Raw genomic sequence first — 18,118 nt, 5'->3', positions numbered from 1 at the left:
AGGACCCACGACATGGACTTCCCCATCAAGAAAACCGACGCCGAGTGGCGCGAAATCCTGGCCGCCAAGGGCGCCGAACGCGGTGCCTTCGAGGTCACGCGACAGGCCCACACCGAGCGCCCCTTCACCGGCAAGTACGAAGAGATCTGGGCCGACGGCAGCTACCACTGCATCTGCTGCGGCAACCACCTGTTCGACGCCGGCACCAAGTTCGACGCCGGCTGCGGCTGGCCCAGCTTCTGGAAGGCCATTCCGGGCGCCATCACCGAGATCACCGACCGCAGCCACGGCATGGTGCGCACCGAGACCGTGTGCAGCCAGTGCGGCGCCCACCTGGGCCACGTGTTCGAGGACGGCCCCGCGCCCAGCGGCCTGCGCTACTGCATGAACTCTGCCTCCCTCGAACTGAAATGACCCCGCTAAGCAACATCAAGCTGTCCATGCTCGACCTCGTCGCGGTGCGCGAAGGCGGCACCGTGTCCGAGGCGATCGCCATCGCCACCCGCACCGCCCAGCACGCCGAGCGCCTGGGCTTCACGCGCTACTGGCTGGCCGAGCACCACAACATGAGCGGCATCGCCAGCTCGGCCACGGCCGTGCTGGTGGGCCACATCGCCGGCGCCACGCAGCGCATCCGCGTCGGCTCGGGCGGTGTCATGTTGCCCAACCACGCCCCGCTGGTGGTGGCCGAGGCCTTCGGCACCCTGGCCGAGATGTACCCCGGCCGCATCGACCTGGGCCTGGGCCGCGCCCCCGGCACCGACGGCCTGACCATGCGCGCCCTGCGCCGTGACCGCCGCGAGACCGAGGACGACTTCCCGCGCGAGGTGGCCGAGCTGGCCGCCTTTCTGGGGCCCGTGCAGCCGGGCCAGCGCGTGGTGGCCGTGCCGGGGCAGAACACGAACGTGCCGATCTGGCTGCTGGGCTCCAGCCTGTTCTCGGCCCGGCTGGCGGCGCAGCGCGGCCTGCCCTTCGCTTTCGCCTCGCACTTCGCGCCACGCCTGCTGCTGCAGGCGCTGGAGGTGTACCGCGGCGAGTTCCGCCCCTCGGCCACGTTGGACAAGCCCTACGCCGCCATCGGCGTGCCGCTGGTTGCCGCGCCCACCGACGAGGAGGCCGAGTACCTGGCCAGCAGCACCTACCAGCGGGTGCTGGGCATCCTCACCGGGCAACGCGGGCAACTGCCGCCGCCGGTGGAGAACTTCGTGGCCTCGCTGGCGCCGCATGAGCGCCAGGGCATTGGCGATTTCCTGGCCGCCGCCGTCATCGGCAGCCCCGAGACGGTGCGCGCAGGCCTGCAGCGGCTGGCCGACCTGACCGAGGCGGACGAGTTCATCCTGGTGAGCGACGTGTTCGACCCGGCGCTGCGCCTGCGCTCGCTGGACATCGCCGCCGCGGCGATGCGTGAGGGCGCGCCGGCCGCTGTCTGAGCGCGGGGCTCAGCGCCCCCGCACCATCGCCATCACCTGCCCCGCGTCCAGCGTCGCCGCCTTCTGCTGGATCTGCGGCAGGTACTGCGTCTGCATCTGCTTCGCCGGGCCCAGCAGGTCCTGGAAGGATTGTTTGAGCAGCGCAGTGCTCATCTGCCGCCCACCCGCGTAGTAGCGCTTGGCCACCTGCCCCAGCGCGTAGGTGGTGGCGAAGGAAAACGCCATGCCCGTGGCCGCGCGCCCCACCCCGCCGAGGGTGCGCCCCGCCGCCTTGCCCAGCAGCCCGCCGATGAGCTTGCGGCCGAACTGCTCCAGGTACTGCGAGGTCAGCCCCACGCCCACCGCCGCGATGAACTCACGGATGTGGCCCTGGTCCAGCTCCACCCCGTGCGCCTGGCCGATCTCGTAGACCATCTTCACCTGCAGGGGAATGATGGCCATCGACGCCCAGGACTGCGGCAGCAGTTCCAGCGCGCCGTTGAGCAGCGAATAGTTGAGGATGGATTTGTCCAGCGCGGCGCCGTCCGGTCCGCGCCGCTCGTTGGCGGCGGACGGCGGCGAGGCGGCCGGGGTGCTGGCGGCAGCCGTGGCCACCGCCGCCGCCGGAGCCACCGGCGCCACCGTGCTCGCCGCCTCCACCAGCTCGGCCTCCACCTTCTCGAAGGCCGCCGACTCGGCCGCATCCGGCTTCAACCGGGCCTTCAGGTCGGCCAGGAAGGCCGCTTCGGCCGCCGAGCGCGCGCCGTCGGCGTCGCACACGCACACCGCCATTTCGTAGGCCAGCTCGCGCTGGCCCGGGTCGCTCAGGCGGGCCACGCAGGCCGCCAGATCCACCCGCTTGAGCAGCACATCCTGATACACCTTGGCCAGCCCGGCGCCGGCCTCGGCGCCCAGTGACTCGGCGATGGCGCGGATGCTCTCGCGCTCGGTGTCGGCCTTCTCGCCGTCGGCCAGGGCGGCCATGAGGGCAATGGTGAGGATGGTCTGTTGTTCTTGCAGGTTCATGAAGTCTCCAGCCGGTGGGAACACGGGAATGCGGAATCGGCTCCCAGACAGGCGCCGGACTTCAGAGCCGGTCCGCCCCGCCCGGGTTCCCTGACACACAGTCCACGGATAATCGCGCCATCATGCGCCTGCTGCTCGACTTCCTCCCCATCCTGCTCTTTTTCGCCGCCTACAAGCTGGAGGGCATCTACCTGGCCACCGGCGTGCTCATGGCCGCCACCGTGGTGCAGACCGGCATCGTCTACGCGCTGGACCGCAAGCTGCAGAACATCCACAAGATCACGCTGGTGCTGGTGCTGGTGTTCGGCGTGCTCACCCTGGTGCTGCAGGACGAGCGCTTCATCAAATGGAAACCCACCGTGCTGTACTTCGGCATGGCCGTGGTGCTGGCCGCCGCACTGTGGGGCTGGAAGAAGAACTTCCTGCAGATGCTGCTGGGCAGCCAGTTGAGCCTGCCCGAGCCCGTGTGGGCGCGCCTCACCGTGGCCTGGGTAGGCTACTTCCTGTTCATGGCGGCCATCAACGCCTGGTTCGCCGCTTACCAGACCACCGAACAATGGGTGAATTTCAAGCTCTGGGGCTACGTCTTCCCGGTGGCGTTCATCGTCGCGCAAGGGCTCTACATCGCGCGGCACATCAAGGACGAGGAACCGCGCTCCGAAGCATGAACACCCTGTCCATCCCCACCGCCGCCGCCCTCGAGGCGCGGCTGCGCGACACCCTCTCGCCCACCACGCTGGAAGTCATCGACGAAAGCGCCGCGCACGCGGGCCACGCGGGCGCCAACGGCCTGGGCTACGGCACGCATTTCCGCGTGCGCATCGGGGCCCCGGCGTTCGCCGGCCTGGGCCGCGTGGCGCAGCATCGCCTTGTGTATGATGCCCTGCGTCAATTCACGGACGCCGGGCTGCACGCCCTGGCCATCGAGATCCAGCGCTGACGCAGCCCCCGACTACCTTCTGTCACATCCCCCCGCGAACCGGCGTGGGCGCGGCGGCTCCAACACCTTTCCAACTTCGAGGATTTCCATCCATGAAAGTCACCCTCACGGCACTGACCGCGGCGGTCTTGATGGCCACCGCCCCCTGGGCGGCCGCGCAGAACGTGGCCATCGTCAACGGCAAACCCGTGCCCACCGCGCGCGTGGATGCCCTGGTGCAGCAGATCGAGGCCAGCGGCCGTCCGGTCGACGACGCCGTCCGTGCCCAGATCAAGGAAGAAGTCGTGCTGCGCGAGATCTTCATGCAGGAAGCGCAGAAGCAGGGCGTGGCCAACAGCCCCGAGTTCAAGAACCAGATGGAGCTGGCCCGCCAGACCATCATGATCCGCGCCCTCTTCGCGGACTACCAGAAGAAGAACCCCGTGACCGACGCCGAGGTCAAGGCCGAGTACGACAAGTTCGCCGCCGCCAGCGCGGGCAAGGAATACAAGGCGCGCCACATCCTGGTCGAGAAGGAAGACGAGGCCAAGGCCATCATCGCCAACCTCAAGAAGGGCGCCAAGTTCGAGGACATCGCCAAGAAGCAGTCCAAGGACCCGGGCTCCGGCGCCAACGGCGGTGACCTGGACTGGGCGCCCGCAGCCAGCTACGTGCCCGAGTTCTCGCAGGCCATGGTCAAGCTGGAAAAAGGCCAACTCTCCGAGGCCCCGGTGCAGAGCCAGTTCGGCTGGCACGTGATCCGCGTGGACGACGTGCGTGAGGCGCAGTTGCCCAGCCTGGACGAGCTCAAGCCGCAGATCACCCAGCAGATCACGCAGCAGAAGATGCAGCAGTACCAGCAAGGCCTGCGCGACAAGGCCAAGGTGCAGTAAGCCCTGCCCTGTCGACCACAAAAAAGCGCGGCCCGGCCGCGCTTTTTTTGTGCGCGCTGCGCTCAGAGCACCTTGCAGGCCTCGTCGAAGCCCAGGCGGGCGTTGCGGTTGAACAGCTTGCTGTCGTCGCCGTGGCCCAGGTTGATCAGGAAGTTGGTCTTCCAGCGGCCGTCGGGGAAGAACTCGGCGTCCACCTTGGCGATGTCGAAGCCACTCATGGGGCCACAGTCCAGGCCCAGCGCCCGCGCCGCAATGATGAAGTACGCGCCACCCAGGGTGCCGTTGCGCGTGGCGGTGGCGCTGGCCAGGGCGGCGTTGGCTTCGAAGTTCTCCTTGGCGCCTTCGCGGTGCCACACGCGGGGCATGTACTCGTGGAACTTCGTGTCGGTGGCCACGATCACCGTCACCGGCGCGGTGCGGGTCTTGTCCAGGTTGCCGGGCGACATGGCCGGCAGCAGGCGCTCGCGCGCTTCCTTCGATTGCAGAAACACGTAGCGCGTGGGCTGGGTGTTCATCGAGGTGGGGCCGAGCGCGGCCAGTTCGTACACCTGCTTGAGCAGGTCCATGGACACGGGCTTGTCGAGGAAACCATTGGCCGTGCGGGCCTGGCGAAAGATCGTGTCGATGGCAACGGGGTCGAGCGGGGTCACGGAGGGAAGTCCTTTCGGTACTGAAGTCAGAGGGGAAGGTAATCGACCTGGTGGCGTGCGATGCGCAGGCCTTCGAGCTGCTCGCGCACGCGCAGGTGTTCGGGGTGCGTAGCGTAGTCGGCCAGGGCTTGTGTGGTCTCGAACTCGGAATAGAGCACCACGTCGCAGGCGTAGTCGACGCGGCTGATGTCCACGCCGATCTCCAGCGCGAGCATGCCCGGGATGCGCCCGCGCATGCCTTCGAAGGCTTCCTTCAGGCGCAGCGTGTTGCGCGCCTTCTCCTCGGCTGTATCGCCGAGGATGTTCCACATCACGATGTGCTTGACGATGGGCATTGCGTCCTCAGGCGCTGGGCGGAAAACCCGCCTTCTGGGGCCACAGGTTCTGAAAGGCGTACACCGAGACGCTGGCGTACAGCCCAGCCTTCGTGAATGGTTCGCCCGCCTGCCATTGCAGCGCGGCCTCGCGGCTGTCGAAGTCGATGGCGAGCACGCTGCCCACCATGGTGCTGCCGTCGTCGGCCAGCAAGGGGCCGGCGAAGGCGATGCGATCAGCCATGGCGCCCAGGTAGGCCTTGTGCTCGGGGCGCATGCGCTGGCGCAGTTCGAGTCCACCGGGTTTGTCGATGAGATGGAAGATGTAGATCATGGGTTCGCAAGAGACGGTCACATGCGGGCCAGCCAGGTGGACAGGCCCGGGAAGACGGCGAGGACGAACAGCGAGAACACCATCACCAGCACGAAGGGCAAGGTGCCGGCGAAGATGTCCCGGATGGTGATGGACGGGTTGTTGAGCGCGCTCTTGACCGTGTAGACCGAGACGCCGAAAGGCGGCGTGAGCAGGCCGATCTCCACCGCCACCACGGTGAGCACGCCGAACCAGATCTTGTCCATGCCGAAGGCCTCGGCGATGGGCAGCACGATGGGCAGCATGATCAACATGATGGACACCGAATCGATGATGCAGCCCAGGGCGATGACGATGAGCAGGTAGGCCGCCAGGAATCCCCAGGGCCCCAGGCCCATCTCGGTGATGCCGGTGGTGATGGCCGCGGGCATGCCGGTGAGCGCGAGCATGCGGCTGTAGAGCGAGGCCGCCACGATGAGGAACAGCACCGACACCGAGACGTAGCCGGTTTCGGTGAGCACGTTCCACAGCTTGCGCCAGCTCAGGCGGCGCCGGGCGATGGCAATCGCGAAGGCGCCGGCAGCGCCCACGGCGCCGGCCTCGGTGGGCGTGAAGAAGCCGCTGTAGAGCCCGCCCAGCACCAGCACGATGAGCACCAGGATGGGAAAGAACTTCACCGTGGCGCTGCGCCAGGTCTCCGTGTCCTGTTCGGCCGCAGGGGCCGCATGGCCTGAAGCGTAGATGCTGGCAGGGCGCAGATACGCCAGGCCCAGGATCAGCGCGCAGAACAGCAGGGCCAGCAGCAGGCCGGGGAAGATGCCCGCGAGGAACATGCGCCCGATCGACTCCTCGGCGATCACGCCGTAGATGATCATCAGCAGCGACGGCGGGATGAGCATGCCCAGCACCGACGAGCCCGCCACCACACCCACCGAGAAGCGCGGCGTGTAGCCGTGGCGGATCATCTCGGGCGTGGCCACCTTGGTGAACACCGAGGCCGAGGCGATGGAAATGCCCGTAATGGCCGCGAACACCGCGTTGGCGCCGACGGTGGCCAGGCCCAGGCCGCCGCGCAGGCGGCGCAAGAGCCACTGGAACACGTCGAAGGTGTCGCGCCCCACTCCGCTCACGCTGACGAACATGCCCATGAGCACGAACAGCGGCACCACGCCGAAGAGGTAGTCGCGGATGGCATCGTTCGCCGCCGCGCCCACGAAGCGCGCGGCGATCTCGGGCGAGCGCATGGCCCACACCGTCACGAAGGACGTGACGATGAGCGCGATGCCGATGTGCATGCCCAGGATGATGAAGGCCAGCATCACCCCGATGGCCATGAAGCCCAGCAGCAGGTCAGACATGGCGGCCCTCCCCTGCTCGGTCATGCGCGGCTTCTCGCCAGTCCTGCCAGGCCAGCAGCGCGTACTGCACCGCCGCCAGCAAGGCGCCCGTGAACACCACGATGCGCATGGGCCAGGTGGGGAAGGTGAACACGCCCTCGACGCCGAAGAACTCGTTGTTCGTCCAGGCGCGCTGGAACAGCGGCCAGGTGGCGTAGGCGATCACGCCGCAGGCGAAGATGCCCGCGAGCGAGAACAGCGCGCGCAGGCGCTTGCCGGCGCGTGGCCGCTGGGACACGAAGGGATCGATGAACAGGTCGGCCCGGCTCATGCGGCCATGGCGCAGCGTGGCCGGCAGTTGCAGGAACACGATCACGATGATGGAGGCCGCGACCATCTCGGCGACGCCGTCCAGGGGTTGGTTGAAGGCATTGCGCATGAACACGTCGGCGCACATGAGCACCATGACGAGCGCGATGACGATGGAGCCCAGGCCATTGAGCGCGTCGACGACGTGCCCGAAGGGACTGGACGGCGCCGTCGAGACTGGCGCCTCCTCCAGGTTGGTGTTGGCTTCGAAGCTCATGAAAGCGGCCGATCAGAGCTCTTTGTCCCAGTCGCGCAGGGGTTTCGCGCCGCGCTTGCGCAACTCTTCGAGGTAGGTCTTCACGATCTGCGCCGCCGGGCCGCGCGAGGCATTGGCCTTCACCCAATCGCCGGCGATGTTGGGCATGGTCTTGGCCCACTTCTCACGCTCGCCAGGGGCCATGGGCGCGATCTTCACCGGCACGGCCTGCTTGGCGCCTTGCTCGCCGATGGCCTTGAGCGCGGCCTCGTAGCGCTGCATGAGCGTGTCGCCCAGCACGCGCGAGTACTCCAGGCCCACGTCCTTGATGATCTTCTGCACCTCGGGCGGCAGCGCGTTGAAGCTGTCCTTGTTCATGGCCATGCCGCCGTTGTAGAGCGCGCCGATGTCCACCGTGGTGACGTAGGGCGCCACTTCGTAGACCTTGCTGGGCAGGATGCCGGTGGCGATGGAGATGGTGCCCTCGCTCACGCCGGTCTGGATGTCGGTGTAGTAGCTGGTGAGCGAGCCGTCCACCGGCACCGCGCCCGAGCCCTTGAGCCACAGGCCCAGCGCGCCGGGGGCCGAGAGCTTGCGGCCGTTGAGGTCGGCGTAGGTGCTGAGCGGGTTCTTGGTGAACAGGTGGTAGGTGTCCACGCCGCTGGCGCCCAGGAACACCAGGTTGTTGCGGTCCCACTCGGCCTTGAGCGCGGGGATCTTTTCGTTGAGTTCGTTGGCCACCTGCAGCAGGGTGCGCACGTCACCCGTGGCGAAGGGCGTGACGGTGGCGTACTGGGTCAGCGGCATCTTGGCCGCCTCGAGGTTGGCGAATACCCAGCCGATGTCGGCGATGCCCTGCCCCACGCTGGTGAGCGTGGCGTTCATCTTGTAGAGCTGGCCGCCGTAGGCTTCCTTCCACTCGATCTTGTAGCCCTTGCCGAGGGCCTCCACGCGCTTGTTCACCTCGGGTACGAAGAGCGTGCTCATCAGGCCCACCCAGGGCAAAGTGGTGGGGTGGCTGGAAGCGATGGTGAGCTTGAAGGTCTGCTGCGCGTGGGCCGTGGTGAGGCCGGCGGCCATCAGCGCGGCGGCCAGGGCGCCGGCCACGAAGGCGCGTTTGTGGATCATCATGGTCTTGTCTCCTGTTGTTGTGGAACGGTGAGCGTCAGGCGCTCGGGTTGAGCACGAAATCGAAGTCCAGGGTCACGCGGCCGTCGGGCTGTTCCACCCAGTCGGACACGAGCGAGCTGCGCACGCCGAAGACGGCGTCGGAGTCGAGATAGGGATCGCCATCGCGGAAGACGTGCGTCACCAGCGTCTGGTAACCGGGCGCCTGGATGCGGAAGTGCAGGTGCGCGGGGCGCCAGGGGTGGCGTTTGGTGGCGGTGAGCATCTCGCCCACGGGGCCATCGTCGGGGATGGGGTACGGCTCGGCCACCACACTGCGGAAGTGGAAACGGCCCTCGGCGTCGCTGCGCAGCACGGCCCTGCCCTGCGCCTCCTTCAGGCCTTCGCGCTGCACGTCGTACAGGCCCTCGGCGTCGGCCTGCCAGACGTCGATGACCGCACCGGCCACGGGCTCGCCGCCCAGGCCGCGCACGCTGCCCGCCACCTCGCAGGGCTTGCCGGGTGCGCCATTGGCCACGTCGGCGCCGTGCGGCACCTCGGGCGCGCCCTCCACGTGGAAGGGCCCGAACACCGTGGCCTCGGTGCAGCCAGCGGGCTTCTGGTTGTTCAGCGCCACCGTCAGCATCGACAGGCCCAGCGTGTCCGACAGCAGGATGAATTCCTGGCGCTGGTCGTCGCAGGTGTGGCCCACGCGGGTGAGGAAGTCGATGCCGTAGGCCCATTCGGCCTCGGTCAGCTTCACCTCGCGGGCGAAGGCGTGCAGGTGCTGCACCAGGCTCGTCAGCACCTGCTTGAGGCGCGGGTCCGGCGTCTGGGCCAGGCGGGCGATGACCGCCTGCGTGATGTTGTCCTGGTTGAGGTTGCGCACCGTCGTGTCTCCAAAATCCTTGGGCCCGTGGGCCACCGTGGCGGCAGAATGTAGGCCGCTCGAAATGGAAAACCAATGCCCGGAATCGAAAAGACTTTTCCGTCCGGCGAAAGAGCCTCAGGGACAACCCGAAGAAGACAACGAGACAAGCGATGGACCGCTGGACCGAGATCGAACTGTTCGTGCAGGTGGCCGAAACCGGCAGCCTGTCGCGCGCGGCCGAAACCCTGAACCTGAGCAACGCCAGCGCCAGCCGCCACCTGGCGGCGCTGGAGGAACGCCTGGGCGTGCGCCTGGTGGAGCGCAATACGCGCCGCCTCTACCTCACCGACACGGGGCAGGAGTTCTTCCAGCGCGCGCGCAACATCCTGAGCGACCTGCGCGACGCGGAGTCGGACGTGAACGCCGCCGCGCTCAACCCCACGGGCCTGCTGCGCGTGACGGCCTCGCTGAGCTTTTCGATGCACCACATCGCGCCGCTGCTGCGCGAGTTCACCGAGCGCTACCCCAATGTGAGCGTGCACGTGGAGGCGGCCAACCGCTACCTCGACATCATCGACAACAACATCGACGTGGCGATCCGCACGCGCGAGTACGAGCCCGACAGCAACATCACCATCCGCCGCCTGGGCGAAACACGCCGCGTGCTGGCGGCTTCACCCGGTTACCTGGCGAAGCATGGTTTTCCGAAGGGGCTGGACGACCTGCAGCAGCACAAGCTGCTCGTCTACCTGCACGCCAACACGCCGAACGAGCTGCGCTTCACGCAGATCGGCAGCGGTGAGCAGAAGACCATCCAGATCAAGGGCCTGCTGGAAACCAACGACGGCCAGATCGTGCGCGCCGCCGCGCTGGACGGCATGGGCATCCTCATCCAGCCCAGCTACATCGTCTACGACGACATCGTCGCGGGCCGCCTGGTGCCCGTGCTGGAGGACTGGGACCTGCCCCATCTCACCATCAACCTCGCCTACCCCAGCCGCAAACACCTCTCGGCCAAGGTCCGCGCCTTCATCGACTTCATGGCGGGGCACTTCGCGAAGATGGACTACGAACGGAAGTGGACGGGGCGGTTCGCGGTGTATTGATTTCAACGAAGCCAAGCCATGCCCATCGAACTCCCCCGCGACGAACGCGCGCAGGCCGTCGCCTCCATCGAGCGCTACTTCAACGAAGAGCTCGACCAGCGCATCGGCAACATCGGCGCGGGCGCGCTGTTGAACTTCTTTCTGGAAGAGATCGGCCCGCTGGTCTACAACCAGACGGTGGCCGAGGTGCAGGAGCGGTTGCAGCAGCGCCTGCTGGAACTCGACATCGAGTTGCATGAGGACGCCTTCCAGTACTGGCGCAAGCGGCAGGCCGGGGGCAAAGGCAAGCGCTGAGCCTTCAGCGCGGCGCGGTGCACAGCCGCTCGATGGCTTGGCGGGCGTGGGCCACGAAGGCGGCGATTTCCGCTGGCCACCGGGCCAGTTCATCGCTCTCCTGCCCCAGATAGGCCGCGCGCGCCTGCTCGATCACGGCGCGGTGCGAGGCGGCCTCACCGCCGTCCAGCAGCCAGCGGGCGGCGGCGTCCTTGGACGCGATGCCGCCGGTGCTGGCCGTGTACCAGATGCGGGCCAGCGCCAGCACGATGTTGCACTCGTCGCCCGCCCAATCGTCCGGCCCGTTCCACTGAGCCACGGTGTCCAGCAAGGTGCGCACGAGGTCGGCGCGGGGCACCTCATCGAACCAGCCATTGGCCCCCTCACCCACCAATGCCACGCTGTGCCGGAGGGCCTTCGTCAACAAGATCGCGAGATCGGGGTCGTTCACCGGCCCCTCGATGACACCCGCCCCGATATCCGCGCGCAACCATTCGCCGAACTGCAACTCGCGCCTCGGCGCGTAACGCCAGGGCACGACCTCGGGCAGGGCCAGCACGGTGACCTCCAGCGCGCGAAGGCCCGCCGACCCGGGCGGCGCGGACACGTCCAGCAGATCCACCATCAGCGAACGGCGCACGGACGGGGGCACACGGTCCCCGACGGTCACAAGCAGGTCGATGTCGCTGAAAGGCTTGAGCCCACCATCGACGGCCGAGCCGAACAGGTGAACGCCGAGCAGCGCATCGCCCAAGTGCCGGTTCAGCAGGGTGCACGCCGCCGACACCTGCGCACGGATCTCCGGGGGCATGGATTTGTTCATCTCCGCCATATCAGTCCGTCCCGCTGAACAGGCCCACGGCCAGCTCGCGCAGCCACTGGTTGCCCGGGTCCACCTCGAAGCGGCGGCTCCAGTGCAGCGAGACGGTGAATTCGCACAAGGGAAAGTCGGGCTCGAGGATGGTGTAGCCACGATCGAAACCCCGTGCGATCACGCCGGGCATGATGGCTGCCAGATCGGTGGACTGCACGATGGATGGCAGCACGGTGAAGTGGTCCGTCACCAGGCGCAGGCGGTCATCCACCCCCAACCGTTGCAGGATGCGCAGGGTGTCCGCGTGCGATCGCACGCCCACGAAATCCAGCTCGCGCATGGCCGCCAGCAAGGCCTTGCCCGTGCGGCGCCGCGCGGCCAGGGGATGCCCCTCGCGCAGCAGCACCACGTAGCGGTCGCGGATGAGTTGCACGCGCCGCGTGTCCTTCACCGTGGGCAGGAAGCCGAAGGCAAAGTCGATGCGCCCCGTGTCCAGCGCCTCGGTGATCTGCTCGCGCGGCACGCGACGCGTTTCCAAACGCACGTTCGGCGCCTGTTCGCGCACGGCCGCCATCAGCGCCGGCAGAAAGCGCATTTCGCCGCTGTCGCTCATGTGCAGGTGGAAGGTGCGTCGAGACAGCCCCGGATCGAAAGCCGCCGTCTCGTTCAAGGCCTCTTCGATGCCCGATAGCGCGCGACGCACCGGCTCGGCCAGCCGCTGGGCCTTGGGCGTGGGCTGCACACCGCCCGGCGCGCGGATGAACAGCGGGTCGTGCAACAAGGCGCGCAGCCGCGTGAGGCCCTGGCTGGCGGCCGGCTGCGTCATGTTCAAGGTGTCGGCGGCGCGGCTCACGCTGCGCGCGCGAAACACCGCGTCGAACAGGCGCAGCAGGTTCAGGTCGATGTCGTTGACATGCATTGCGTTGATATTCGATAGTCGGTTCATTGTATTGATTGATGTCGTCCGCGCGCCGACACTCCGGCTCCTTCGACCCGCCCCACTACCGAAGGAGACCCATGCAAGCCCTCGTCAACCTCGACGATGTGCCCGTCATCGAGCGCCAGCACGCGCGCGCCGGCCTGTTCCGCTCGCAGTCGCTGCTGCACGGCGAAGAAGGCACGCCGGAGAACTTCTACCTGCAGCTCGCGCACACCTACGCCGACTTCCACTCGCCGCGCCACAGGCACAACTTCGACCAGGTGCGCGTGCAACTGCACGGCGACGCCGACTTCGCGCGCAACGGCGTGATGCGGCCCGGCTCCATCGCCTACTTCCCCGAGGGCGTGCACTATGGGCCGCAGAGCATCGCCGGCGAATCGGCCACGCTGGTGTTGCAGTTCGGCGGTGCCAGCGGCAGCGGCTACATCTCGGAAGCGCGTTTCCAGCAGGCCGTGGACGAGCTTCGCCGCCACGGCACGTTCGAGAACGGCGTGTTCCGCCGACATGAAGGCGAGAGCGGCCGAAAGAACCAGGACGCCTACGAAGCCGTGTGGGAACACGTGCACGGGCGGCGCATCGCCTACTCGCCCAGCGAACTGGACGCGCCGGTCTTCCTGGACCCGGCGGCCATCGAGTGGCAGGACGATCCGGCTGCACCGGGTGTGCGCCGCAAGCCGCTGGGCCGCTTCTCGGCCCGGGGCACGCGCCTGAGCCTCATCGGCCTGTCGGCCGACATGCCTGTGCCCCTCGCCCCACACGCCATCGTCTTCGTGCTCGACGGCGAAGGCACGTCGCCCCTGGGCACGTGGAAGCGACACGCCACGCTGCGCACCGATGCCGACGGCGCCACGGTGCGCGCCACCCGGCCGAGCGAACTGCTGGAGATGCACATACCGCCACTCACCGGCCATTGATTTCCCTGCACACCGCCCGGCAACGCGCGGTGGCACGACAACGAACACCGCACAGGAGACAAGACATGAAGACCTTCATCCGCCTGCTGATCGGCGGCCTCGCCTTCGGCGCGGTGGCACTCGCCATGGCGCAGCCCTATCCCAACCGCCCGATCAAGATGGTGGTGCCCTTCCCGCCCGGCGGTGGCTTCGATGGCATCGCGCGCCCCTTCGCCGAGCGCCTGTCCGCCGCCTTGGGCCAGCCCGTGATCGTGGACAACCGGCCCGGCGCGGGAGGCAACATCGGCGCGGAGTTCGTGGCCCGTGCCCCGGCGGACGGCTACACCCTGCTGTTCGCCAACGACTTCCTCGGCACCAATCCCAACCTCTACAAGGACCTGAAGTACGACCCGGCGAAAGACTTCGCGCCGATTTCGCTGGTGGGCTCCACGCAGATGGCGATCGCCGTCAACCCGCAGCGGGTCAAGGCCACGGACGCGCAGTCCCTGCGCGCCGAATCCCAGGCGCATACGCTGCAGTACGGCACGCCGGGCGTGGGCACCTCACCGCACCTTTTCGGCGAGCTCTACGGCTTCAACACCGGCACCCGCGTGCAGCACATCCCCTACCGTGGCACGGGACCGGCCATCAACGACGTCCTGGGTGGGCAGATCGACATGGTGGTGGTGACCGTGCCTGCGCTGGCAGCGCACATCAAGGCGGGCAAGCTGCGCGGCATCAGCGTCATCGGCGGCGACAAGCGCTCGCCCCTGCTGCCCGAGGTGCGCACCCTGGCCGAGAACGGCGTGGGCGCCACGCACGACCTGTGGTACGGCCTGTTCGCCACGGCCGGCACCCCGCCCGAGGTGCTGCAGCGCCTGCGCGAGGCCACGGCCACGGCGCTGGCGCAGGCCGATCTGGTCGAGCGCTTGCGCCAGTTGGGCTACGAAGTCACACCCAGCACACCCGAGGCGCTGTCCGAGCGCGTCAAGGCCGACCTGGTGAAGTGGAAGCAGGTCGTGGAGCGGGCGAAGATCACGCTGGAGTGAATGCCCTCAACCGATCCGCCCGACGTGTTCGGGCGAGATGACAAGCCTCAAGCACCCAGCAACCGGCGGGCCAACACAGACTGCATGTCTCGGCGACCGTCCACGATCAGGTAGATGACGACGCGCTGGCCCACGACGCGGTAGATCACCCGATAAGGCTTGAATGCCGTCTGGCGGTACTCCTTGATGCCGAGCGCCACCAGCTCCTTCGGATAGCTGCCCCGCTCGGGCATGTGAGCCAGCCCGTCCACCACCGCCATCAACTGGTCCAGAACACGATGGGCATTGGCCAGACAGTCGAACTCGGCGATGTGGTCGTGAATGGACTCCAGGTCCTGCTCCGCGCCATGAGTGAGCAGGACCTCGTAACGCTTCGGCCTGCTGGCCATCAGCCCGGTGCCCGCTTCGACCGCAAGCGCGCCACTACCTCGGCCACCGGTCGGACCCGCCCCGCCTCCAGCTCCTGGTGGCCCAGCGCCAGGATCTTGAGCAACGCCAAGGCCTCCTGCGTTTCCTCGAAGGAGGCGACGTCCTGCAGCACCGCCTTGGCTTCACCGTTCTGTGTGATGACCAGGGGTTCGCGCTGCTCGGACAACTGCGCCAACACCTCTGCCGCGTTGGCCTTGAGGTAACTGATGGGCTTGACTTGAGATGAGTAGCGCACGATCTGTCCTTCGGGATCCGGAAAGGACTGAATATAGTCCTTTTTTGGTCCTATCTGACCATGTGTGGACACCTTGGCGCTCCCGGCGCGCCCATCCTCACAGAGGGATAATCCCGAGGTTATCCACCCCCAGCCCACGACCGACCATGCCCACCACCATCAAGGCCGACGATCTCATCGAATCGATCGCCGGTGCGCTGCAGTACATCAGCTACTACCACCCCGCCGACTACATCGCCCACCTGGCCCGCGCCTACCAGCGAGAGCAGAGCCCCGCGGCCAAGGACGCCATCGCGCAGATCCTCACCAACAGCCGCATGAGCGCCACCGGCCACCGGCCCATCTGCCAGGACACCGGCATCGTCAACGTCTTCCTGAAGATCGGCATGGACGTGCGGCTCGAGGGCTTCTCGGGCAGCCTGGACGACGCCGTCAACGAAGGCGTGCGCCGCGGCTACAACCACCCCGACAACACCCTGCGCGCCAGCGTGGTGGCCGACCCGCACTTCGCGCGCAAGAACACCAAGGACAACACGCCCGCGGTCATCTTCACCGAGATCGTGCCCGGCAACACCGTGGACGTGACCGTGGCCGCCAAGGGCGGTGGCAGCGAGAACAAGAGCAAGTTCGTGATGCTCAACCCCAGCGATTCGCTGGTGGACTGGGTGCTCAAGACCGTGCCCACCATGGGCGCCGGCTGGTGCCCGCCGGGCATGCTGGGCATCGGCATCGGCGGCACGGCCGAGAAGGCCATGCTGATGGCCAAGCAGTCCTTGATGGACGACATCGACATGTACGACCTGCAGACCAAGGCATCCAAGGGCGAGAAGCTCTCGCAGGTGGAAGAACTGCGCCTGGAACTGCACGAAAAGGTCAACGCCCTGGGCATCGGCGCACAGGGCCTGGGTGGCCTCACCACGGTGCTGGACGTGAAGATCGCCATGTACCCCACACACGCGGCCAGCAAGCCCGTGGCCATGATCCCCAACTGCGCGGCCACGCGCCACGCGCACTTCGTGCTCGACGGCAGCGGCCCCGTGTACCTGGAAGCGCCCAGCCTGGACCTGTGGCCCGACGTGCACTGGGCGCCCGACTACAACAAGAGCACGCGCGTGGACCTGAACACGCTGACCAAAGAGGAAGTCGCGGCCTGGAAGCCCGGCCAGACCCTGCTGCTCAACGGCAAGATGCTCACCGGCCGCGACGCCGCGCACAAGCGCATCCAGGACATGCTGGCCAAGGGCGAACCGCTGCCCGTGGACTTCACCAACCGCGTCATCTACTACGTGGGCCCGGTGGACCCGGTGCGCGACGAGGCCGTGGGCCCCGCCGGCCCCACCACTGCCACGCGCATGGACAAGTTCACCGGCATGATGCTGGAGAAGACCGGCCTGATCGCCATGATCGGCAAGGCCGAGCGCGGCCCGGTCGCCATCGAAGCCATCAAGCAGCACAAGAGCGCCTACCTCATGGCCGTGGGCGGCGCGGCCTACCTCGTGTCCAAGGCGATCAAGAACGCCAAGGTCGTGGGTTTTGAAGACCTGGGCATGGAAGCCATCTACGAGTTCGACGTGGTGGACATGCCCGTGACCGTGGCGGTGGACGCCGGCGGCACCAGCGCGCACATCACCGGCCCGGCCGAGTGGAGCCAGCGCATCGCCTCGGGCGAGTTCAAGGGCATTTCGCTGGCCACGGCTTGAGCGGTTTCGCCCCCGTCGTCGGTGTCTTCGACAGCGGCGTCGGGGGCTTGAGCGTGTGGCGCGCCCTGCGCGGCGCGCTGCCCCACGCCCGACTGAGCTACCTGGCGGACAACGCCTGGGCGCCCTACGGCGAGCGGCCCGCCGAGGCGCTGCGCGAACGCCTCCTCACCCTCGTTCGCGACTGGCGCGCGCGCGAACCCCTGAACCTGCTGGTGCTGGCCTGCAACACGGCCACCGCCGTCGGCATCGACGCCTTGCGCGCGGAACATCGCGAACTGCCCATCGTGGGCATCGAACCCGCCATTCGCCCCGCCCTGGCCGCCTCGCGCAGCGGCCGGGTGGGTGTGGTGGCCACGCGCGCCACGCTGAACAGCGCGCGCTACCAGGCGCTGCGCGCGGCCTGCCTGGCACGCGCGCCGGGTGGCGCCACCGTGCACGAGCGCGCGGCAGACGGCCTGGCCGCGGCGATCGAGCGCGGCGACGGGGCGGCGGCCGAAGCGCTGTGTCGCAGCCACCTGCAAGCGCTGCTGGACGAGGCGCCGGCCATCGACACGCTGGTGCTGGGCTGCACGCACTACCCACTGGTGCTCGGGTCCTGGCGAGCGGCCAGCGGCGCGCAGCCGCTCACGCTGATCGATCCCGCGCAGGCCGTGGCGCGCCGCGCGCTCGGCTTGCTGTCGGGTGCGGCAGCGTCTGGCCTGGCGTTGAAGAATGAGCCGATCTGGCACTGCACCGGCCACGCCGAGGCCCTCAGCCGCGCCACGCGGCAGTGGCTGGGCATGCCAGCCGATGTGCGCCCGCTTCAGAGCTGAGCGGGGGCCGACGGCGCCGTGAGCGCCGCTTCGCGTCCGCGCCGCATGTTCACCGGCGCCAGCAAGCTCAGCCCCAGCACGAACAGCAAGGCGGTCGACATGATGGCCAGGCGCTGGTTGCCGCCGGTGGCCCAGGTGATGACGCCGTAGGTGAGCGGGCCCACGATGCTGGCCACGCGCACGGCAAAGGTCCACAGGCCGAAGAACTCGGCCAGTTGCGCGGGCGGCGCCAGCATGCCGGCCATGGCGCGCCCGGCCGACTGGCTGGAGCCCATGCACAGGCCCGCAATGGCGGCGGCATACCAGAACATGCCCTTGGTGGTGCTGAGCGCCGCGATCACGCAGGTGGCAATCCAGCCCAGCAGCGTGAGGCCCAGCGCCAGCTTGGGGGTCTCCTCGTTTTCAGTGCAATAAGTGACGGTACGAAAAGCTAGCACTGGCGCGGAGGTGGTGTTGGTAGATC

At 67.9% G+C, this 18,118-nt stretch carries 24 protein-coding genes; 11 read left to right on the top strand and 13 right to left on the bottom strand.

The window, feature by feature from the left end; all coding sequences use genetic code 11:
- The first annotated feature begins 12 nt into the window (after nt 1-12).
- The gene (msrB, locus tag BN948_RS09165) at nt 13-414 is read left to right on the top strand and encodes a peptide-methionine (R)-S-oxide reductase MsrB (protein WP_009518651.1); all 402 of its coding nucleotides are present in this window, start codon (nt 13-15) and stop codon (nt 412-414) included.
- Entirely contained in the window at nt 411-1,430 is a 1,020-nt protein-coding gene (locus BN948_RS09160; protein ID WP_009518652.1) for an LLM class flavin-dependent oxidoreductase, read from the top strand. The genes msrB and BN948_RS09160 overlap by 4 nt, the downstream gene beginning before the upstream one ends.
- Before the next feature lie 9 nt (nt 1,431-1,439).
- Here the strand turns inward: BN948_RS09160 and BN948_RS09155 are convergent, their stop codons facing one another.
- Nucleotides 1,440-2,435: a YcjF family protein gene (locus BN948_RS09155; RefSeq protein WP_009518653.1), complete on the bottom strand. Its 996-nt coding sequence runs from the start codon at nt 2,433-2,435 to the stop codon at nt 1,440-1,442.
- A 122-nt stretch (nt 2,436-2,557) separates the two neighbouring features.
- On the opposite strand from BN948_RS09155, the gene BN948_RS09150 reads away from it, so the two are divergent.
- The 3 genes from BN948_RS09150 to BN948_RS09140 all read left to right on the top strand — a co-directional run bounded on the left by BN948_RS09150 (nt 2,558) and on the right by BN948_RS09140 (nt 4,247).
- A complete protein-coding gene (locus tag BN948_RS09150; protein ID WP_009518655.1) occupies nt 2,558-3,103 on the top strand; it encodes a septation protein A in 546 nt (181 codons plus the stop codon).
- Nucleotides 3,100-3,375 (top strand): BolA family protein, encoded by a 276-nt coding sequence (locus BN948_RS09145; RefSeq protein ID WP_009518656.1) that lies wholly within the window; start codon nt 3,100-3,102, stop codon nt 3,373-3,375. Before BN948_RS09150 ends, BN948_RS09145 begins: the two co-directional genes overlap by 4 nt.
- Nucleotides 3,376-3,467: 92 nt before the next feature.
- Complete coding sequence (locus tag BN948_RS09140; RefSeq protein WP_009518657.1) at nt 3,468-4,247, top strand: peptidylprolyl isomerase; 780 nt, start codon at nt 3,468-3,470, stop codon at nt 4,245-4,247.
- Between the two features lie 62 nt (nt 4,248-4,309).
- On the opposite strand, the gene BN948_RS09135 is transcribed toward BN948_RS09140, so the two are convergent.
- The 7 genes from BN948_RS09135 to BN948_RS09105 are packed head-to-tail and all read right to left on the bottom strand — an operon-like array spanning nt 4,310 to nt 9,422.
- Entirely contained in the window at nt 4,310-4,897 is a 588-nt protein-coding gene (locus tag BN948_RS09135; RefSeq protein WP_009518658.1) for a malonic semialdehyde reductase, read from the bottom strand.
- Nucleotides 4,898-4,923: 26 nt separating this feature from the next.
- Nucleotides 4,924-5,232 (bottom strand): Dabb family protein, encoded by a 309-nt coding sequence (locus tag BN948_RS09130; RefSeq protein WP_009518659.1) that lies wholly within the window; start codon nt 5,230-5,232, stop codon nt 4,924-4,926.
- Between the two features lie 7 nt (nt 5,233-5,239).
- The gene (locus BN948_RS09125) at nt 5,240-5,545 is read right to left on the bottom strand and encodes a YciI family protein (protein WP_009518660.1); all 306 of its coding nucleotides are present in this window, start codon (nt 5,543-5,545) and stop codon (nt 5,240-5,242) included.
- Nucleotides 5,546-5,562: 17 nt separating this feature from the next.
- The gene (locus tag BN948_RS09120; RefSeq protein WP_009518661.1) at nt 5,563-6,882 is read right to left on the bottom strand and encodes a TRAP transporter large permease; all 1,320 of its coding nucleotides are present in this window, start codon (nt 6,880-6,882) and stop codon (nt 5,563-5,565) included.
- Entirely contained in the window at nt 6,875-7,447 is a 573-nt protein-coding gene (locus tag BN948_RS09115) for a TRAP transporter small permease subunit (protein ID WP_009518662.1), read from the bottom strand. Before BN948_RS09115 ends, BN948_RS09120 begins: the two co-directional genes overlap by 8 nt.
- A gap of 12 nt (nt 7,448-7,459) precedes the next feature.
- On the bottom strand, nt 7,460-8,557 hold the full coding sequence (locus tag BN948_RS09110; RefSeq protein ID WP_009518663.1) for a C4-dicarboxylate TRAP transporter substrate-binding protein: 1,098 nt from the start codon (nt 8,555-8,557) through the stop codon (nt 7,460-7,462).
- Between the two features lie 34 nt (nt 8,558-8,591).
- Nucleotides 8,592-9,422, bottom strand: a complete 831-nt coding sequence (locus BN948_RS09105) for an intradiol ring-cleavage dioxygenase (RefSeq protein ID WP_009518664.1) — start codon at nt 9,420-9,422, stop codon at nt 8,592-8,594.
- Nucleotides 9,423-9,574: 152 nt separating this feature from the next.
- Here BN948_RS09105 and BN948_RS09100 point away from each other — a divergent pair, with 152 nt between their 5' ends.
- Together BN948_RS09100 and BN948_RS09095 are read left to right on the top strand one after the other, a co-directional pair.
- Nucleotides 9,575-10,510, top strand: coding sequence for a LysR family transcriptional regulator (locus BN948_RS09100; RefSeq protein WP_009518665.1), 936 nt, complete (start codon nt 9,575-9,577; stop codon nt 10,508-10,510).
- Between the two features lie 18 nt (nt 10,511-10,528).
- Nucleotides 10,529-10,804 carry a DUF2164 domain-containing protein gene (locus BN948_RS09095; protein ID WP_009518666.1) on the top strand — a complete coding sequence of 92 codons (276 nt, stop codon included), beginning with the start codon at nt 10,529-10,531 and terminating at the stop codon, nt 10,802-10,804.
- 4 nt (nt 10,805-10,808) lie between these two features.
- Here the strand turns inward: BN948_RS09095 and BN948_RS09090 are convergent, their stop codons facing one another.
- Nucleotides 10,809-11,606, bottom strand: coding sequence for an aminoglycoside adenylyltransferase family protein (locus tag BN948_RS09090; RefSeq protein WP_035621408.1), 798 nt, complete (start codon nt 11,604-11,606; stop codon nt 10,809-10,811).
- Between the two features lie 10 nt (nt 11,607-11,616).
- Entirely contained in the window at nt 11,617-12,516 is a 900-nt protein-coding gene (locus tag BN948_RS09085) for a LysR family transcriptional regulator (RefSeq protein WP_009518668.1), read from the bottom strand.
- Nucleotides 12,517-12,614: 98 nt separating this feature from the next.
- Here BN948_RS09085 and BN948_RS09080 point away from each other — a divergent pair, with 98 nt between their 5' ends.
- Together BN948_RS09080 and BN948_RS09075 are read left to right on the top strand one after the other, a co-directional pair.
- Entirely contained in the window at nt 12,615-13,451 is an 837-nt protein-coding gene (locus BN948_RS09080; RefSeq protein WP_009518669.1) for a cupin domain-containing protein, read from the top strand.
- Nucleotides 13,452-13,516: 65 nt separating this feature from the next.
- Nucleotides 13,517-14,479 carry a Bug family tripartite tricarboxylate transporter substrate binding protein gene (locus tag BN948_RS09075; protein ID WP_009518670.1) on the top strand — a complete coding sequence of 321 codons (963 nt, stop codon included), beginning with the start codon at nt 13,517-13,519 and terminating at the stop codon, nt 14,477-14,479.
- Between the two features lie 47 nt (nt 14,480-14,526).
- On the opposite strand, the gene BN948_RS09070 is transcribed toward BN948_RS09075, so the two are convergent.
- The gene (locus BN948_RS09070) at nt 14,527-14,868 is read right to left on the bottom strand and encodes a type II toxin-antitoxin system RelE/ParE family toxin (protein ID WP_009518671.1); all 342 of its coding nucleotides are present in this window, start codon (nt 14,866-14,868) and stop codon (nt 14,527-14,529) included.
- Nucleotides 14,868-15,143, bottom strand: coding sequence for a type II toxin-antitoxin system Phd/YefM family antitoxin (locus tag BN948_RS09065; protein WP_009518672.1), 276 nt, complete (start codon nt 15,141-15,143; stop codon nt 14,868-14,870). Before BN948_RS09065 ends, BN948_RS09070 begins: the two co-directional genes overlap by 1 nt.
- A gap of 146 nt (nt 15,144-15,289) precedes the next feature.
- Here BN948_RS09065 and BN948_RS09060 point away from each other — a divergent pair, with 146 nt between their 5' ends.
- Together BN948_RS09060 and murI are read left to right on the top strand one after the other, a co-directional pair.
- Nucleotides 15,290-16,843: a fumarate hydratase gene (locus BN948_RS09060; protein ID WP_009518673.1), complete on the top strand. Its 1,554-nt coding sequence runs from the start codon at nt 15,290-15,292 to the stop codon at nt 16,841-16,843.
- Nucleotides 16,840-17,655: a glutamate racemase gene (gene murI, locus BN948_RS09055; protein WP_009518674.1), complete on the top strand. Its 816-nt coding sequence runs from the start codon at nt 16,840-16,842 to the stop codon at nt 17,653-17,655. The genes BN948_RS09060 and murI overlap by 4 nt, the downstream gene beginning before the upstream one ends.
- Here the strand turns inward: murI and BN948_RS09050 are convergent.
- Nucleotides 17,646-18,118: MFS transporter (locus tag BN948_RS09050; protein WP_035621348.1), on the bottom strand; the 473-nt coding region annotated here is incomplete at its 5' end. The genes murI and BN948_RS09050 overlap by 10 nt on opposite strands.

This window comes from Hydrogenophaga intermedia, assembly GCF_000723405.1.
Lineage (GTDB): Bacteria > Pseudomonadota > Gammaproteobacteria > Burkholderiales > Burkholderiaceae_C > Hydrogenophaga > Hydrogenophaga intermedia.
This window is presented reverse-complemented; position numbering and strand designations above follow the sequence as displayed.

What these genes read in the sequence shown, in the direction of transcription:
- msrB (WP_009518651.1), top strand. Translation starts at nt 13, where the DNA reads ATGGACTTCCCCATCAAGAAAACCGACGCCGAGTGGCGCGAAATCCTG.
- BN948_RS09160 (WP_009518652.1), top strand. Translation starts at nt 411, where the DNA reads ATGACCCCGCTAAGCAACATCAAGCTGTCCATGCTCGACCTCGTCGCG.
- BN948_RS09155 (WP_009518653.1), bottom strand. Translation starts at nt 2,435, where the DNA reads ATGAACCTGCAAGAACAACAGACCATCCTCACCATTGCCCTCATGGCC.
- BN948_RS09150 (WP_009518655.1), top strand. Translation starts at nt 2,558, where the DNA reads ATGCGCCTGCTGCTCGACTTCCTCCCCATCCTGCTCTTTTTCGCCGCC.
- BN948_RS09145 (WP_009518656.1), top strand. Translation starts at nt 3,100, where the DNA reads ATGAACACCCTGTCCATCCCCACCGCCGCCGCCCTCGAGGCGCGGCTG.
- BN948_RS09140 (WP_009518657.1), top strand. Translation starts at nt 3,468, where the DNA reads ATGAAAGTCACCCTCACGGCACTGACCGCGGCGGTCTTGATGGCCACC.
- BN948_RS09130 (WP_009518659.1), bottom strand. Translation starts at nt 5,232, where the DNA reads ATGCCCATCGTCAAGCACATCGTGATGTGGAACATCCTCGGCGATACA.
- BN948_RS09125 (WP_009518660.1), bottom strand. Translation starts at nt 5,545, where the DNA reads ATGATCTACATCTTCCATCTCATCGACAAACCCGGTGGACTCGAACTG.
- BN948_RS09120 (WP_009518661.1), bottom strand. Translation starts at nt 6,882, where the DNA reads ATGTCTGACCTGCTGCTGGGCTTCATGGCCATCGGGGTGATGCTGGCC.
- BN948_RS09115 (WP_009518662.1), bottom strand. Translation starts at nt 7,447, where the DNA reads ATGAGCTTCGAAGCCAACACCAACCTGGAGGAGGCGCCAGTCTCGACG.
- BN948_RS09110 (WP_009518663.1), bottom strand. Translation starts at nt 8,557, where the DNA reads ATGATGATCCACAAACGCGCCTTCGTGGCCGGCGCCCTGGCCGCCGCG.
- BN948_RS09100 (WP_009518665.1), top strand. Translation starts at nt 9,575, where the DNA reads ATGGACCGCTGGACCGAGATCGAACTGTTCGTGCAGGTGGCCGAAACC.
- BN948_RS09095 (WP_009518666.1), top strand. Translation starts at nt 10,529, where the DNA reads ATGCCCATCGAACTCCCCCGCGACGAACGCGCGCAGGCCGTCGCCTCC.
- BN948_RS09090 (WP_035621408.1), bottom strand. Translation starts at nt 11,606, where the DNA reads ATGAACAAATCCATGCCCCCGGAGATCCGTGCGCAGGTGTCGGCGGCG.
- BN948_RS09085 (WP_009518668.1), bottom strand. Translation starts at nt 12,516, where the DNA reads ATGCATGTCAACGACATCGACCTGAACCTGCTGCGCCTGTTCGACGCG.
- BN948_RS09080 (WP_009518669.1), top strand. Translation starts at nt 12,615, where the DNA reads ATGCAAGCCCTCGTCAACCTCGACGATGTGCCCGTCATCGAGCGCCAG.
- BN948_RS09075 (WP_009518670.1), top strand. Translation starts at nt 13,517, where the DNA reads ATGAAGACCTTCATCCGCCTGCTGATCGGCGGCCTCGCCTTCGGCGCG.
- BN948_RS09070 (WP_009518671.1), bottom strand. Translation starts at nt 14,868, where the DNA reads ATGGCCAGCAGGCCGAAGCGTTACGAGGTCCTGCTCACTCATGGCGCG.
- BN948_RS09060 (WP_009518673.1), top strand. Translation starts at nt 15,290, where the DNA reads ATGCCCACCACCATCAAGGCCGACGATCTCATCGAATCGATCGCCGGT.